The following is a 15,293-nucleotide window of genomic DNA, read 5'->3' as shown; positions in this document are numbered from 1 at the left end:
TAATGCCTGAAACTCGCATTCCAGCTGCGGAATATTTCGGTGCAGTTTCCTCCGGTCAGCCGAGTATTTCGGCGAGGAATTTCCCGGTGTGGCTGGTGCTGGACTTGGCAACCTGCTCCGGTGTTCCTGCCGCAACGATCTGGCCACCGCCTGAACCGCCGTCCGGCCCAAGGTCCACCAGCCAGTCGGCGCTCTTGATGACATCGAGGTTGTGCTCAATGGTGATCACCGTGTTGCCCTTGTCCACCAGGCCCTGCAGGACCATGAGCAGTTTCCGGATGTCTTCGAAGTGCAGGCCCGTGGTGGGTTCGTCCAGGACATAGATGCTGCGGCCGTTGGACCGCTTCTGCAGTTCCGCCGCGAGCTTGACGCGCTGCGCCTCGCCGCCGGAGAGGGTGGTGGCAGGCTGTCCAAGGCGGACGTAGCCCAGTCCCACGTCCACCAGGGTGTTCAGGTGGCGTGCGATGGGTGAGAACGCCGCGAAGAACTCGGCGCCCTCCTCGATGGGCATGTTCAGGACATCGGCGATGGTCTTGCCCTTGTAGTGCACTTCCAGGGTTTCCCGGTTGTAACGCGCCCCGTGGCACACCTCGCACGGGACATACACGTCCGGCAGGAAGTTCATCTCGATCTTCAGCGTGCCGTCACCCGAACACGCCTCGCAGCGGCCGCCCTTGACGTTAAAGGAGAACCGCCCCGGAAGGTAGCCGCGCACCTTGGCCTCGGTGGTCTCGGCAAAGAGCTTGCGGATGTTGTCGAAGACGCCCGTGTACGTGGCAGGGTTGGATCGCGGAGTACGGCCGATGGGGCTTTGGTCCACGTGGACCACCTTGTCCAGGTGCTCCAGGCCCTGGACCGTCTTATGCCGCCCGGCCACCTGCTTGGCGCCGTTGAGCTTATTGGCCAGCACCTTGTAGAGGATCTCGTTGACGAGCGTGGACTTGCCCGAGCCACTCACTCCGGTCACCGCGGTGAAGAGCCCCAGCGGGAAGGCGGCGTCGACGTTCAGGAGGTTGTTCTCCCGTGCGCCCAGCACCTTGATCTCGCGCTTCTTGTCGTACTTGCGGCGCTTCTTCGGTACCTCGATGGCCTTGCGGCCGGACAGGTAGTCGCCGGTCAGCGATTCCCGGTTGTCCAGCAGTTCCTTGTAGGTCCCCGAGTGGACCACCTGGCCGCCGTGTTCGCCGGCGCCGGGTCCGATGTCCACGATCCAGTCGGCCACGTGGATGGTGTCTTCGTCATGCTCAACCACGATGAGGGTGTTCCCCATGTCGCGGAGCCGGGTGAGCGTTTCGATCAGCCGGCGGTTGTCGCGCTGGTGCAGGCCGATGGAGGGTTCATCGAGAACGTAGAGGACCCCCACCAGGCCGGAGCCGATCTGGGTGGCGAGCCTGATGCGCTGTGCTTCGCCGCCGGAGAGGGTGGCGGACGGGCGCTCAAGGTTGAGGTACTCCAGGCCCACGTCCAGCAGGAAGGTCAGGCGGGCCTGGATCTCCTTGAGGACCTGGTGGGCGATCTGGGCTTCTCGTCCGGTCAGCACCAGGTTGTTCAGGAACTCTGCGCAGTCCCGCATGGGCAGCGCGGCCACCTCGGCGATGGACTTGCCGTTGATCAGGACCGACAGGGATGCGGGGTTGAGGCGTGCGCCGTTGCAGGCGGGGCAGGGGACCTGCCGCATGTACTCCTCGTAGCGGTCGCGGGCCCAGTCGGAATCGGTCTCGCCGTGCTTGCGGTGGACGTACTGGATGGCGCCTTCGAACCCGGTGCTGTACTTGCGTTCGCGGCCAAAGCGGTTGCGGTACTGCACCACCACCTTGTGGTCCTTGCCGTGCAGGACGGTCTGGCGCACATCCTTGCCCAGCTTCTCCCACGGCGTGGTCATGGAGAAGCCCACTTCCTTGGCCAGGCCTTCCAGGAGCCGGTTCCAGTACTCAGTGGTGGCCGTCCCCAGCGACCACGGTGCAATGGCGCCCTCCGACAGGGACAGCTCCGGGTTGGGAACGATGAGTTCCTCATCCACCTCCAGGCGGGTACCGATTCCACTGCAGGCCGCGCAGGCGCCGAACGGGTTGTTGAACGAGAAGGAGCGGGGCTCGATCTCGTCGATGGCGAGGGGGTGCTCGTTGGGGCATGCGAGGTTTTCGGAGAACGCCCGGATCCGCCCCGGCGCGTCGGCCTCGAGGTCCACGAATTCAGCAAGGACCCGGCCCTCGGACAGACCCAGGGCTGTTTCGATGGAGTCCGTGAGCCGCTGGCTGATGCCCTCCTTGACCACCAGGCGGTCCACCACCACTTCAATGGTGTGCTTGAACTGCTTGCCCAGCTTGGGGGGATCGCTCAGCTGGACCAGGTTGCCGTCCACCCGTGCCCGGGAGTAACCCTTGGCGGTCAGTTCCTTGAAGAGGTCCACGAACTCGCCCTTGCGTCCGCGCACCACCGGCGCCAGGACCTGGAAGCGGGTGCCCTCGTCGAGTTCAAGGAGCTGGTCGACGATTTGCTGCGGCGTCTGCTTGGACACCGGCTCACCGCACACCGGGCAGTGGGGCCTGCCCACGCGCGCCCACAACAGACGCATGTAGTCATAGATTTCGGTGATGGTTCCCACCGTGGACCGCGGGTTCTTGCTGGTGGATTTCTGGTCGATGGAGACCGCCGGGGAGAGGCCTTCAATGAAGTCGACATCGGGTTTGTCCACCTGGCCAAGGAACTGGCGTGCATAGGCGGACAGCGATTCAACGTAGCGCCGCTGGCCCTCCGCGAAGATGGTGTCGAATGCCAGCGACGACTTGCCGGATCCGGAGAGGCCGGTGAAGACGATCATGGCATCGCGGGGCAGGTCGAGGTCCACGTTGCGCAGGTTGTGCTCCCGCGCGCCCTTCACCACGAGGCGGGAGAGGTCCGGACGCTGCGGGACGGCAGCAGCGGGGACGGCTGGGGAAGCGGAGGGGGCAGGGGTTTCTTCAGCTAAGGCTTTAGGCACCCAATAATGCTAATCGAAAACTTTTTCGAACTTGGACGGTTCCGCCCTCAGGGAACATCGTAGGCGGCCGCCAGGAGCTTCACGGCTTCGGCGAAGCTGGCGCCTTGGGATTTGGCGACGGCGGCGTACGCGGCAGCGGCCTCCGACAGGCCTCCCAGCCTCTCATCCCGGGCCGAGACCACGGTCCCGTTGCGTCCCCGGGTGGCAACGATGCCCGCCGCCTCCAGTTCCTTGTACGCCCTGGCCACGGTGTGCGGGGCAACGTCGAGTTTCTCCGCTAGGGCGCGCACGGCGGGGAGCCTGGTGCCGGCCGCCAGTGCACCGTTGTCCGCGAGGTGGATGACCTGGAGCCGCAGTTGTTCGAACAGCGCCACACTGCTGGCAGGATTGGGCCGCCATGATCCCGGAAACTCTCCTGTGCTCACAGGCCGCCCTCCAGGACCCCGGCCCTGCCGTCCCGTTCAGCGAACTGGGCGTTATACAGGGTTGCGTAGTAGCTGTTGGCTTCAAGCAGGCTCGCGTGCGTACCCTGCTCGACGATGCGTCCATGGTCCATGACGAGAATTAGATCAGCGTTCCGGATAGTGGACAAACGGTGGGCGATCATGAAGCTGGTCCGTCCGTGGCGGAGCCGCTGCATCGCCTGGCGGATGAGCAGTTCCGTCCTGGAATCCACGGAACTGGTTGCTTCGTCCAGGACCAGGACGGTGCGTCCGGCTAGCTGTGCCCTGGCGATGGTGAGGAGCTGCCGCTGGCCCTGGCTGAGGGGTTCGCCGCCATTTTCCAGCACTGTGTCGTACCCGTGCGGCAGGGACCTGATGAAGCGGTCCGCGTGGGTGGCTTCCGCGGCCGCGACAATAGCTGCATCCGGCGCGCCGGGCCGGCCGTAGGCGATGTTTTCGCGAATGCTGCCGTCGAAGAGCCAGGAATCCTGGAGCACCACACCGAACTGCGCCCGCAGCTGGTCCCGGGGAATTGACGCGATGTCCCGGCCCCCCATGGTGATCCGGCCGGATGAGGGTTCCAGGAATCGCATGAGGAGGTTCACCACGGTGCTTTTGCCCGCGCCAGTGTGTCCCACGATGGCCACCGCCTGGCCAGGCTCCACGGTGAAGGTGAGGTCGCGGACAGCGGGCACGGAGCCGGGGTAGCCAAATGTGACGTGGTGGAAGCCTATGCGGCCGCCGGGCAGCGCGCCGGTGCCCTGCCTTTCGGGGTCGGGCGGGTCTTCCCCGGCGTCGAGGAGAACGAAGACCCTGGCGGCTGACGCTGCGCAGGATTGCATGACGTTCAGCAGCCCGCCGATCTGTCCCACCGGCTGCGTGAACAGCCGGCTGAACTGGATGAAGGCCTGGACGCCCCCGATGGTCATTGCGCCGGCGATGACCTGCAGGGCACCAACCACCGCAACCGCGATGTAGTTGAGGTTGGACATCAGCACCATCAGCGGCTGGACCACCCCGGCTGAATACTGTGCCTTCGCGGCCGCCCGGGCCAGGCGGCCATTGCTGCGGGTGAAGACGTCCGCCGCCTGTTCCTGCCGGCCGAACGCCTTGATGACTTCGTGGCCACTGATGAATTCCTCCACATGGCTGTTCAGCTCGCCGGTCTCCTTCCACTGCCGCGCGAAATGCTCTTGGGACCGCCTGGCCACCATGACGGTGATCAACGTGGAGACGGGGACGGTGGCGATGGCGATGGCGGCGAGCAGCGGTGAGATCCACAGCATCATGGCCAGCGAGCCGCAGAGCATCAGGACCGAGACGATGAGCTGGGTCAGGACCTGGTTCAGGGCCTGGGCGATGTTGTCGATGTCATTGGTGGCGCGGCTCAGTACGTCACCGCGGGACCGTGCCCGGAAGTAGGTGGAGGGCAGGTGGTGCAGCTTGTCCTCCACCGATGCGCGAAGGCCGTACATGAGCCCTTGCACGGCCCGGGCGGTCAACGCGCCCTGGACCCAGTTGAACAGGGAAGCGAAAACATACATCATGGCCACCGCAGCCAGCAGGATTCCGAGGCGCTGGTCCAGGCTGCCTTGGAAGACGCCCTCCACCACCTCGTCGGTGGCATCACCGAGGTATTTCGGGGCTGCCACGTTGAGGACGGCAAAGGCGCAGGTGGATCCCACTGCTCCGAGCATCTGCAGGCGGAAGGGACGCAGGAGGCCAAGGAGCCTCGCGGCTGTTGGCCAGAATTTGTAGGCCGTTTCCCCGGGTTCGTCCCCTGCCGTCACAGCGTGCCGCCCAGCGCGAGCTGCGATTCGGCAATTTCGCGGTAGGTGGTGGACGTTTCCAGCAACTCCCGGTGCGTGCCCTGACCGACGAGGTGGCCGTCGTCGAGTACCAGGATGAGGTCTGCGTCCTCCACGGCGGAAATGCGCTCGGCCACAATGATGACCGTTGCGGCGGCGAGTGCCTGCCCCAGTGCATTCCGCAGCCTGGTGTCCGTGTCGTAGTCGAGGGCGGAGAAGCTGTCGTCAAAAATGTAGAGGGGCGCCCTGCGCAACAGTGCGCGGGCGATGCACAGTCGTTGGCGCTGGCCGCCGGAAAGGCTGGCGCCCCCCTGGCCCACGGGGGTGGCAAGCCCAAGCGGGAGGTCATCCATGAACCGCATGGTCTGCGCCGTCTCGAGGGCGGCCCACAGGTCCCCGTCCGTGGCGTCGGGGGCAGCCATCCTCAGGTTGTCGGCGATTGTCCCGGTAAACAGGTGGGAATGCTGGGGCACGATGGCCATGGCAGCGCGGAGTTGGTCCAGGGGCAGGCCGCGGATGTCGTGGCCGGCAAGTGAGATGCGGCCTTCAGTGGGGTCGAGGAAACGTGGGATCAGGTTCAGCAGCGTCGTCTTGCCGCTGCCGGTTGAGCCGACGATTGCGGTGGTGGTACCGGGAGAGGCGGTAAAGCTGATGTCAGCAAGCACGGGCGCTTCGGCTCCGGGATAGGAGAAGCGAACGCCCTGGAAGGCCAGTGTTGCCGGCTGCGTCGGGTCCAGCCGGAACTGCGGCGGCCCTGCGGGACTGTGGACGGACGCTTCGGTGTCCAGCACCGCCTGGATGCGTTCGGCACAGACGGCGGCCCGCGGCGCCGTCATCAGGACGTACATGGACATCATGATTGCCAGCAGGATCTGCATGATGTAGGCGATGAACGCCGTGAGCGCGCCGAGGTTCATCAATCCCGCCTGGATGCGGTGGCCGCCGAACCACACCACGGCAACCGAGCTGGTGTTGACCACCAGCATGATCATTGGCAGCATCCCGGCCACCAGGAGCGCAGATTTGAGGTTATTGGCGGTCAGCCCGGCATTGGTCGCCGCGAACCGCCGTGCTTCGTGGCCCTGGCGGACAAAGGCACGGATCACGTCCACGCCGATGATCTGCTCGCGCAGGATGCTGCCTGACCGGTCCAGCATCTCCTGGCCCTCGCGGTAAAGCGGAATGAGCCGGCGCACGATCAAGTACATGATCAGCAGGAGCAGGGGCACAATGACAATCACCACGACGGACAGTGCCATGTCCTGCTGGACGGCCAGGACGATCCCGCCGATGCCCATGGCCGGGCCGGCGAAGAGCATGGTGAAAACCAGCAGGGCAAACGCCTGGACCTGTTGGACATCGTTCGTGGCGCGGGTGGTCAGGCTTTGCGTTCCGAACAGGGCCACATCCTGCGAGGACAGTGTCTGGATCCGGCCGAAAACTTCCGCGCGCAGGCAGTGCCCGATACTCATGGCCACGACGGCGCCGAGGTAGCCGGCGGCGATGGCGGACACTGCCTGGACCACGGCAATAGCGGCCATGAGCGCGCCAAGCCGGGAGATTACCTGGGGCTGGCCTGCCACGATTCCATCATCGATGATGGCTGCATTCACGGTGGGCAGCAGGAGGTTCGCCGCCGCCTGGACCAGCTGGAGCACAACGATCGCCCACAGTTGCGCGTGCTTGCCCGCAAGCTGCCGCTTTAAGAGTCCGACCAGCAAAATACCCCCTGCAAATGCCTACGGCCGAAGAGGGGGCCGGCGGCTTGACCCCTGAAGCATAGTGGCCATTGTAAGCCACATCACTTTCCGGTGCTGTCACATCCTGTGACTGGCTGGAAAACACGGGAACTGGGCCCCGTTTACTCCGCCTTCTGGCCCACGGCGAAGATCCGCCGGAAGGGGAAGACAGTGCCGTGCGCCCCCCGGGGGTAGGCCTTCCGCAGGGCCGCTGCGTACTCCGTTTCGAAACGCTGGGCGTCATCATCGCCAAGAACGGCCATGACCGGCCGCAGTGCCGTGCCGCGGACCCACTCCAGCACCGGGTCCGGCCCCTGGAGGACCTGCTGGTAGCTGGTTTCCCACGCATCGGCCGCGCAGCCGGCGTCGAACAGGATGCCCAGGTAGTCCTCGGGCTCCCCCACCGACTCCCCGCCCCGCAGCACCCCGCCCAGCTTGCCGGACCAGCGGTCCGACGCCGCGAGCTCCCGCATGAGGGAATGCGAGGGGGCGTTGAAGTTTCCCGGCACCTGCATGGCAAACCAGGCGCCCGGCCGGAGGGCTTCGAGCCATCTGCGCATCAGTTCCTGGTGGCCGGGTACCCACTGCAGGGCTGCGTTGCTTACCACGACGTCTGTCTCCGAACCGGGCATCCAGGCGGCGATGTCGGCCCGTTCAAATGCCAGGCCCGGAACTTCCTCCGCCAGGGGTGCCGCCTTGGCCAGCATCTCCTCGGAGGAATCCAGGCCAACCACCTGGGCGCCGGGCCAGCGCTCAGCCAGGGTGGCTGTCAGGTTCCCCGGCCCGCAGCCAAGGTCGACGACCCGCGCGGGACGGTCAGCATCGACCCGGCCCACCAGGTCGAAGAACGGCCGGCTCCGGTAGTCACCAAACCGGATGTACTTTGCGGGGTCCCATTTCATCAATTTCTCCAGGTCTTAACACGCACACGGGCAAGGCGAAGCCTAACCCGGCCGGGGCGCCGGGTCCGTCCGCAACGTGGCACTAAGGTTTAAGTCAATGAAACTCGTTGACCAGCTGAGCGACCTGTCCGTCCCCAACGCCGCCGCCGTCGACCCCGACGCCCTTTACAGCCGTTTTGTGGAGTGGACGGAAAGCCGGGGCCTTTCGCTGTACCCGGCCCAGGACGAGGCCATCATGGAACTGGCAACGGGCGCCAACGTCATCCTTGCCACGCCCACCGGGTCAGGGAAATCGCTGGTGGCAATCGCCGCGCACTTCCAGGCCATGGCGCAGGGGCGGCGGAGCTACTACACCGCCCCGATCAAAGCCCTGGTGTCGGAAAAGTTCTTCGCGCTGTGCGACATCTTCGGTGCCGGGAACGTGGGCATGATCACCGGCGATTCCGGGGTCAACCAGGATGCGCCCATCATCTGCTGCACCGCGGAGATCCTGGCCAACATCGCCTTGCGGGAGGGCCCGGCGGCCGAGCTCGGTGCGGTGATCATGGATGAATTCCACTTCTACTCCGACCCGCAGCGCGGCTGGGCCTGGCAGGTCCCGCTCCTGGAGCTTCCGCAGGCACAGTTCCTGCTGATGTCCGCCACCCTGGGTGACGTCACCCGGTTCGAGGAGGGGCTGACGGCGCTGACCGGCCGCGCCACCACCACGGTGAGTTCTGCGGAGCGGCCCATTCCGCTGCACTACTACTACCACCAGACCCCGGTCCACGAGACGCTGGAGGAACTGCTCTCCACCCGGCAGGTGCCGGTCTATGTGGTGCATTTCAGCCAGCTTGAGGCGATCGACCGCGCCCAGAACCTGATGAGCATCAACGTGTGCACCCGGGAGGAAAAGGACAAGATCGCGGAGCTGATCGCCAACTTCCGGTTCGCCGCCGGGTTCGGCAAGACGCTGAACCGGTTGGTGCGCCATGGGATCGGCGTGCACCACGCCGGCATGCTGCCCAAGTACCGCCGGCTGGTGGAACAGTTGGCCCAAGCGGGACTCCTGAAGGTGATCTGCGGGACGGACACGCTGGGCGTGGGCATCAATGTGCCCATCCGCACCGTGCTGCTGACCGCCCTCAGCAAGTACGACGGCGTCCGCACCCGCTTGCTCAACTCACGCGAGTTCCACCAGATTGCGGGCCGGGCCGGCAGGGCGGGCTACGACACCGCCGGGACGGTAGTGGTGCAGGCTCCCGAGCACGTGATCGAGAACGTCAAGGCCATGGCGAAGGCCACCGCCAAGTTCGGCGACGACCAAAAGAAGCTGCGTCAAGTGGTCAAGAAGAAACCGCCCGAAGGTTTCGTGTCCTGGGGCGAACCGACGTTCAACCGGCTGGTGGAATCAGTCCCCGATCCGCTGACGTCCAGCTTCACGGTCACGCACGCCATGCTGATGAACCTGATGGAACGGCCCGGTGACCCGTTCGCGGCGGCCCGGCGGCTGCTCACCGAGAACCACGAGTCCCGTTCCAGCCAGTTGCGGCTGATGAAGAAGGCGCTGGGCATCTACCGCGAACTCCTCGCCGCCGAAGTCATTGAGCGGATCCCGCCGGAGGAGCAGGGGCCGGATGGCCGATCGGTCCGGTTGACCGTGCACCTGCAGCCCAACTTCGCCCTGAACCAACCACTCTCCCCCTTCGCGCTTGCCGCGCTGGACCTACTTGACCCGGAGTCGCCGTCTTACGCCCTCGACGTGGTGTCCGTTATCGAGGCGACCCTGGAGAAACCGCGGCAGATCCTGTCCGCGCAGCAGAAGAAGGCCCGCGGCGAGGCGGTGGCCGCCATGAAGGCTGACGGCATCGACTATGACCAGCGGATGGCCATGCTGGACGATGTCACGTACCCCCAGCCGCTCGCCGAAATCCTGGGCGAAGCGTTCGAGGTATACCGGAAGGCCGCGCCGTGGGTGGGCGACTTCGAGCTTGCCCCCAAAGCCGTGGTCCGCGACATGTACGAGCGCGCCATGAACTTCGGCGAATTCGTCCAGTTCTACGGCCTGGCCAGGTCCGAAGGCATCGTGCTGCGTTATCTCGCGGATGCCTTCAAGGCGTTGCGCCAAACTGTTCCGCAGGACATGCTCCGGGAGGACCTCGAAGACCTTGTGGCCTGGCTGGGTGAGCTGGTCCGGCAGGTGGACTCCAGCCTCCTCGACGAATGGGAGGAACTCACCTCCGGTGCGGCACCTACGCCGCACGACGCGCCGCCGCCCCCGCCGCCGTCGCTCACCTCCAACATCCGCGCGTTCCGGGTGATGGTGCGCAACGAGATGTTCCGCCGCGTGGAACTGTTCGCCGACGAGGACGCCACCGCGCTGGGAGAGCTCGACGGCGGGTCCGGCTGGGGTGCCGAACGCTGGGAAGATACGCTGGACGACTACTTCGACGAACACGATGATATCGGGACGGGACCGGATGCGCGGGGGCCGGGCCTGCTCATCATCACCGAAGAACCGGGGACCTGGAAGGTGCGCCAGATCTTTGACGATCCGGCGGACAACCACGACTGGGGCATCTCGGCGGAGGTGGACCTGGCGGACTCGGACGCGACCGGAACAGCCGTGGTGAAGGTAACGGACGTCAACCGGCTCTAACCCGGGTCTGGCCCTTCCGTTGCCCTGCGGCTGCCACGCCCGAGCCGGCGGTAAGCTCGAACAATGAGTGTAATCCGCCCCGCAACCCGGCATGACGTTCCCGCAATCCTCCGGATGATCCACGAACTGGCGCACTACGAGAAGGAACCCGACGCCGTCCGGAACACACCGGAAATGCTGGAGCAGGCACTGTTCGGTGAGAACCCGCGGGTCTTCGCGGCCATCGCGGAAGACGCGGCGGGCACTATGCAGGGCTTTGCGCTGTGGTTCCTGAACTATTCCACATGGGAAGGCGTCCACGGGATCTACCTGGAGGACCTTTACGTCTCCCCGGACGCCCGGGGAGACGGGCACGGCAAGGCCCTGCTGCAGCACCTTGCCGCGATCGCCGTGGAGAACGGCTACGCACGCGTGGAATGGAGCGTGCTGGACTGGAACGAGCCCTCCATCAACTTCTACCGGCGCCTGGGCGCCCGCCCCATGGACGGATGGTCCACTTTCCGGCTCACCGGCGAGGCGCTGGACCAGTTTGGAAACGCGGGCTCCCGCGGCTCCCTTTCCGCTCCTGCCCGTGGCTGACGTGCGCCGGGGAGCGGCCCCGGTCGCCGGGCATGAGGTCAGGGCCAGGCACGAATTCCGTGGGATGCGCACCCTGGAGCACTACTTCGAGGTCCCCCTGGACCACTCCGCGCCGCCCGGCGGTTCCGCGGAGACCATCACGGTTTTCGCCCGCGAGTACGTGTCAGCGGCGCACAGCGAGGAGGCTGCCGCCCAGCTTCCCTGGCTCCTCTTCCTGCAGGGCGGCCCGGGCGGGCGCGGCAACAGATGGGGGTCCCTGGGCGGCTGGAGCAAGGCCGCAGCGCAGGACTTCCGCATCCTGATGCTGGACCAGCGCGGCACCGGGCTCTCAACGCCCCTGGACCGCAGAACCCTGCCCGGCCGCGGGTCCGCTGCGGACCAGGCAGCCTATTTGGAGCACTTCAGGGCCGATTCGATCGTGGCAGATGCGGAACTGATCCGCGGTGCCCTCGAATCACCCGCCTGGACCATCTATGGCCAGAGCTACGGCGGCTTCTGCGCATTGACGTACCTGTCCTTCGCCCCCGAAGGACTGCGCGAAGTCCTCATCACCGGCGGCCTGGCACCTCTGACCGGAAGCGCTGATGACGTGTACCGGGCCACCTATCAGCGCGTGGCGGCACGGAACGACGAATACTTCGGCTGGTATCCGGAGGACCGGGACGCAGTGGAGCGGATTGCCCGCCACCTGCGCTGCACAAGGGAGCTCCTGCCCGACGGCAGTCCCCTGACCGTGGAGCGGTTCCAGATGGCCGGCGCATTCCTGGGCGGCAACACGCGCGTGGACAGCCTGCATTACCTGCTGGAGGACGCGTTCGTGGACACCGCCGGCGGTCCCAGGCTTTCGGACGCCTTCCTGGAACAGTTCCTCCACAGCGTGGTGTCGCGCCGCTCTAATCCGCTGTATGCCCTGATGCATGAATCCATTTACGGCCAGGAGCAGGCAACCAACTGGTCAGCCTGGCGGATGCTCGGCGAAAACCCGTGGTTCAGGCCGGACGCGGAACCGCTGCTGCTGACCGGCGAAATGGTGTACCCGTGGTACTTCGAGCAGGACCCGGCCCTGCAGCCGCTGCGGGAGGTGGCTGACCTGCTGGCAGCCAAGCAGGACTGGAAACCGCTCTACGACCCGGAGGTCCTGGCCGCCAACACCGTCCCCGCGGCCGCTGCGGTCTATTCGGACGATATCTACGTGGACCGCGACCTTTCCCTCCGCACGGCAGCTTCGGTGCGCGGGCTGCAGGTTTGGGAGACTGCGGACTTCCATCATGACGGGATCGCCGACGACGGTGAGAGGATTTTCGCCCGCCTCCTGGGTATGGCGCGCTCAGGCGGCCGCTGAGCGCCGGCGTGACGTGCGGGTGACGACGGCGGCGGCCAGGACGGCCGCCCCGATGGCTCCACCGAGCAGGTTGAGGCCGAGGTAGCCGGCAAAGCCCAGGACCAGCCCGGACACGGCGCCTCCTACGGCGCCTGCGGCACCCATCAGCATGTCGGAGACGCCTTGCACAGCCACGCGGGCGTCCTGGCCCACGCTTTCGGCCAGCAGGGTGGATCCTGAAATCGTGGCCGCGGACCAGCCCATGCCAAGCAGCACCAGTCCTGCGGCCACCGCGCCGGTGGAGGACTGGCCGAACCCGGCAATGGCCACGGCAGCGATCAGCAGCGTGAAGCCGATGATGATCGTCTCTATCCTGCCTGCCCGGTCAGTCAGCCAGCCCATGACCGGGGAGAGTGCGAACATCCCGGCGATATGCAGCGAAATGGTAAAGCCGATGATGACCAGCACGTCCCCCTCCGCGATGTGGCCTGCATGGGGACCGGGTCCTTCCACCAGGTGCTGCAGGTGGAGCGGCGTCATGGACATGACGCCAACCATCACTGCGTGGGCCGCTACGACGCCGGTGACCGCCAGCAGTGCCGTCCGGGAGCCGCGGATGGCCCGCAGCCCACGGTCCAGCGATCCCCGGGAAGCCGCCCCGGTGGCCTGGGTCCTTGCCGGCGCGCCGTTCGGTGGGGCAGTTGCCGGGGTGCTGCCGGCGGGCGCGGTGGCGGTGGGCAGCGCTTCCCGGTCCCGTGGAATCGGCGAGACGTTGTTGGCCGCGGCAAGACTGCGTGCCAGCAGCAGCGGGTCCGGGCGAAGACCGGCGAACAGGAGCACGGCGGCGATGAGGAGCCCGGCCGCGGAGATCACAAACGGGCCCGCGATGGGCGGCAGGCCCAAGGCAGTTCCGACGGCCGTTCCGGGCTGGATCAGGTTGGGCCCGGCCACGGCGCCGACTGTGACCGCCCAGACCACGGTGGATAAGGCGCGCCCGCGGTGTTCGGCGGCAGCGAGGTCCACCGCGGCGAACCTGGCCTGCAGGCTGGCGGCGGTGCCCACGCCGATGCCTGCCGCTCCCAGGACCAGCAGGATGAAGGCACTGGACGTCACCGCCAGCACCATGAGCACGGCACCTGCCAAGGCGGCGGAGAGGCCTGCCACTTGGCCCGCCCGGCGCCCGCGCCGTTCGGCCAGCGATGCCAGCGGCAGTGCGGCGGCCGCTGCCCCGAGGGTCATTACTGTTGCCACGGAGCCAGCCCAGGCTCTGGAACCGGAGAGTTCCACGGCCAGGATGGAACCAATGGAGACGGTCGATCCGGTCCCGAGTCCACCAAACACCTGGGCCACGCTCAAGAGCAGTACGGTACGCCGCTGCACCTGGCGGGCACCCCGATCCATCACAAGCGTGCGGGCCATGATCCGAGCATAGTCCTGCGCGGGCACGACCCACAGGGGTGGGACCCCATGCGTCCCGTGGAGGCTTAAAGGGGTAATCCCGGCCGCCTGAGCGGCCGGGATTACTGGACTGGAACGCGCCGGAGCGCGCTTACTCGGCGTCGCTGTGGCTCTTCCGGGCGTCTTCCTCGAGGCGCGGATCCACCTTGGCAGCCTGGGCCTTGGAGCTGAGCAGGCTGGCGACGACGGCCACGATGATGGTGCCCACAATCACGGCGAGCGACACGAAGGTGGGGATTTCGGGGGCCCACTCGATGTGGTGTCCGCCGTTGATGAAGGGCAGTTCGTTGACGTGCATGGCGTGCAGGACAAGCTTGACGCCGATGAACGCCAGAATGAAGGACAGCGCGTGCTTCAGGTAGATCAGCCGGTTCATCAGGCCACCCAGCAGGAAGTACAGCTGGCGCAGGCCCATCAGCGCGAACAGGTTGGCGGTGAAGACAATGAAAGGACTCTGGGTCAGGCCGAAGATCGCGGGGATGGAGTCCACTGCAAACAACAGGTCCGTGAGCCCGATGGTAACGAAGACGATCACCATGGGGGTGAAGACCTTCTTGCCGTTGACCACGGTGCGCAACTTGCCGCCGTCGAACTTCTCAGACATCGGGATGACCTTGCGGATCTTCGCAATCAGCGGGTTCTCGCGGTCTTCTTCCTCTTCGCCCTCGTCCTGGGCCTGCTTCCAGGCCGTCCACAGCAGGAACGCGCCGAAGATGTAGAACACCCAGCTGAACTGTTCGATGACGATTGCGCCCAGCATGATGAAGATGCCCCGCAGGATGAGCGCGATGATGATGCCCACCATCAACACTTCCTGCTGGTATTTCCGGGGCACGGAGAACCTGGCCATGATGATGATGAAGACGAAGAGGTTGTCTATGCTGAGGCTGTACTCAGTCACCCAGCCCGCGACAAACTGGCTGCCGAATTCCGGCCCGGTGAAGGCAAACATAGCGCCGGCGAAGGCCAGGGCAAGGGTGACGTAGAAAGCCACCCACAGACCGGCTTCCTTCATGGACGGCTCGTGCGGGCGCCGCACCACCAGGAGGAGATCGATCAGGAGAATCAGGCCGAGGACGGCAAATGAGCCAACCTCGAACCATACGGGCAAATCGAGCACAGGGCGGCCTTTCGCAGGGTACACAAAAATGGTGTAAGTCTCTCCGGCCTGCCTGTGCACTTGGTGCTGATGTGGCGGCCCGCTACGCCCGGCGGGGCAACTGTGCCCTGCGTGTTGACGATCGTAGCGCTTGGGATACTCCCCTACGTGCCTATAACTCTACCCCAGGCAGCCGGGGGACCGCTTCCGCGCCCGCGGGATAACGTTTTCCGATTTCCATTGACGCTCGGCGTTGGCCCTTGCAATAATCGCTCGCAGCGAGAAAGCGGTTTCTCGTCCAACCTGGGTCACTTTCAGAAAGTCAG

At 65.8% G+C, this 15,293-nt stretch carries 10 protein-coding genes; 3 read left to right on the top strand and 7 right to left on the bottom strand.

Annotation, left to right across the window (positions count from 1 at the left end; genetic code table 11):
• Positions 1-55: 55 nt before the first annotated feature.
• The 5 genes from uvrA to ACTHQS_RS10395 all read right to left on the bottom strand — a co-directional run bounded on the left by uvrA (position 56) and on the right by ACTHQS_RS10395 (position 7,872).
• Complete coding sequence (uvrA, locus tag ACTHQS_RS10415) at positions 56-2,980, bottom strand: excinuclease ABC subunit UvrA (RefSeq protein WP_440168378.1); 2,925 nt, start codon at positions 2,978-2,980, stop codon at positions 56-58.
• A gap of 47 nt (positions 2,981-3,027) precedes the next feature.
• Positions 3,028-3,405, bottom strand: coding sequence for a GntR family transcriptional regulator (locus ACTHQS_RS10410; protein WP_440168376.1), 378 nt, complete (start codon positions 3,403-3,405; stop codon positions 3,028-3,030).
• Complete coding sequence (locus ACTHQS_RS10405; protein ID WP_440168374.1) at positions 3,402-5,213, bottom strand: ABC transporter ATP-binding protein; 1,812 nt, start codon at positions 5,211-5,213, stop codon at positions 3,402-3,404. Before ACTHQS_RS10405 ends, ACTHQS_RS10410 begins: the two co-directional genes overlap by 4 nt.
• Positions 5,210-6,952 carry an ABC transporter ATP-binding protein gene (locus ACTHQS_RS10400; RefSeq protein WP_440168372.1) on the bottom strand — a complete coding sequence of 581 codons (1,743 nt, stop codon included), beginning with the start codon at positions 6,950-6,952 and terminating at the stop codon, positions 5,210-5,212. The genes ACTHQS_RS10405 and ACTHQS_RS10400 overlap by 4 nt, the downstream gene beginning before the upstream one ends.
• A gap of 140 nt (positions 6,953-7,092) precedes the next feature.
• Positions 7,093-7,872 carry a trans-aconitate 2-methyltransferase gene (locus ACTHQS_RS10395; RefSeq protein WP_440168370.1) on the bottom strand — a complete coding sequence of 260 codons (780 nt, stop codon included), beginning with the start codon at positions 7,870-7,872 and terminating at the stop codon, positions 7,093-7,095.
• 97 nt (positions 7,873-7,969) lie between these two features.
• Between ACTHQS_RS10395 and ACTHQS_RS10390 the strand changes: the two genes are divergently transcribed.
• The 3 genes from ACTHQS_RS10390 to ACTHQS_RS10380 all read left to right on the top strand — a co-directional run bounded on the left by ACTHQS_RS10390 (position 7,970) and on the right by ACTHQS_RS10380 (position 12,431).
• On the top strand, positions 7,970-10,510 hold the full coding sequence (locus ACTHQS_RS10390) for a DEAD/DEAH box helicase (protein ID WP_440168368.1): 2,541 nt from the start codon (positions 7,970-7,972) through the stop codon (positions 10,508-10,510).
• A gap of 63 nt (positions 10,511-10,573) precedes the next feature.
• The gene (locus ACTHQS_RS10385; RefSeq protein WP_440168366.1) at positions 10,574-11,089 is read left to right on the top strand and encodes an N-acetyltransferase family protein; all 516 of its coding nucleotides are present in this window, start codon (positions 10,574-10,576) and stop codon (positions 11,087-11,089) included.
• A gap of 64 nt (positions 11,090-11,153) precedes the next feature.
• Positions 11,154-12,431, top strand: coding sequence for an alpha/beta fold hydrolase (locus ACTHQS_RS10380; protein WP_440168469.1), 1,278 nt, complete (start codon positions 11,154-11,156; stop codon positions 12,429-12,431).
• Here ACTHQS_RS10380 and ACTHQS_RS10375 read toward each other — a convergent pair.
• Together ACTHQS_RS10375 and ACTHQS_RS10370 are read right to left on the bottom strand one after the other, a co-directional pair.
• Positions 12,417-13,829, bottom strand: a complete 1,413-nt coding sequence (locus ACTHQS_RS10375) for an MFS transporter (protein WP_440168364.1) — start codon at positions 13,827-13,829, stop codon at positions 12,417-12,419. The two genes, ACTHQS_RS10380 and ACTHQS_RS10375, sit on opposite strands and share 15 nt — an antisense overlap.
• Positions 13,830-13,959: 130 nt before the next feature.
• On the bottom strand, positions 13,960-14,988 hold the full coding sequence (locus ACTHQS_RS10370; protein WP_440168362.1) for a TerC family protein: 1,029 nt from the start codon (positions 14,986-14,988) through the stop codon (positions 13,960-13,962).
• Positions 14,989-15,293 lie beyond the last annotated feature (305 nt).

Source organism: Arthrobacter sp. SAFR-044 (genome assembly GCF_051965175.1).
GTDB lineage: Bacteria > Actinomycetota > Actinomycetes > Actinomycetales > Micrococcaceae > Arthrobacter.
This window is presented reverse-complemented; position numbering and strand designations above follow the sequence as displayed.

Excerpts from the sequence above, each read along its gene's own strand:
- ACTHQS_RS10390 (WP_440168368.1), top strand. The coding sequence starts at position 7,970 with ATGAAACTCGTTGACCAGCTGAGCGACCTGTCCGTCCCCAACGCCGCC.
- ACTHQS_RS10395 (WP_440168370.1), bottom strand. The coding sequence starts at position 7,872 with ATGAAATGGGACCCCGCAAAGTACATCCGGTTTGGTGACTACCGGAGC.
- ACTHQS_RS10380 (WP_440168469.1), top strand. The coding sequence starts at position 11,154 with ATGCGCACCCTGGAGCACTACTTCGAGGTCCCCCTGGACCACTCCGCG.
- ACTHQS_RS10375 (WP_440168364.1), bottom strand. The coding sequence starts at position 13,829 with ATGGCCCGCACGCTTGTGATGGATCGGGGTGCCCGCCAGGTGCAGCGG.
- ACTHQS_RS10385 (WP_440168366.1), top strand. The coding sequence starts at position 10,574 with ATGAGTGTAATCCGCCCCGCAACCCGGCATGACGTTCCCGCAATCCTC.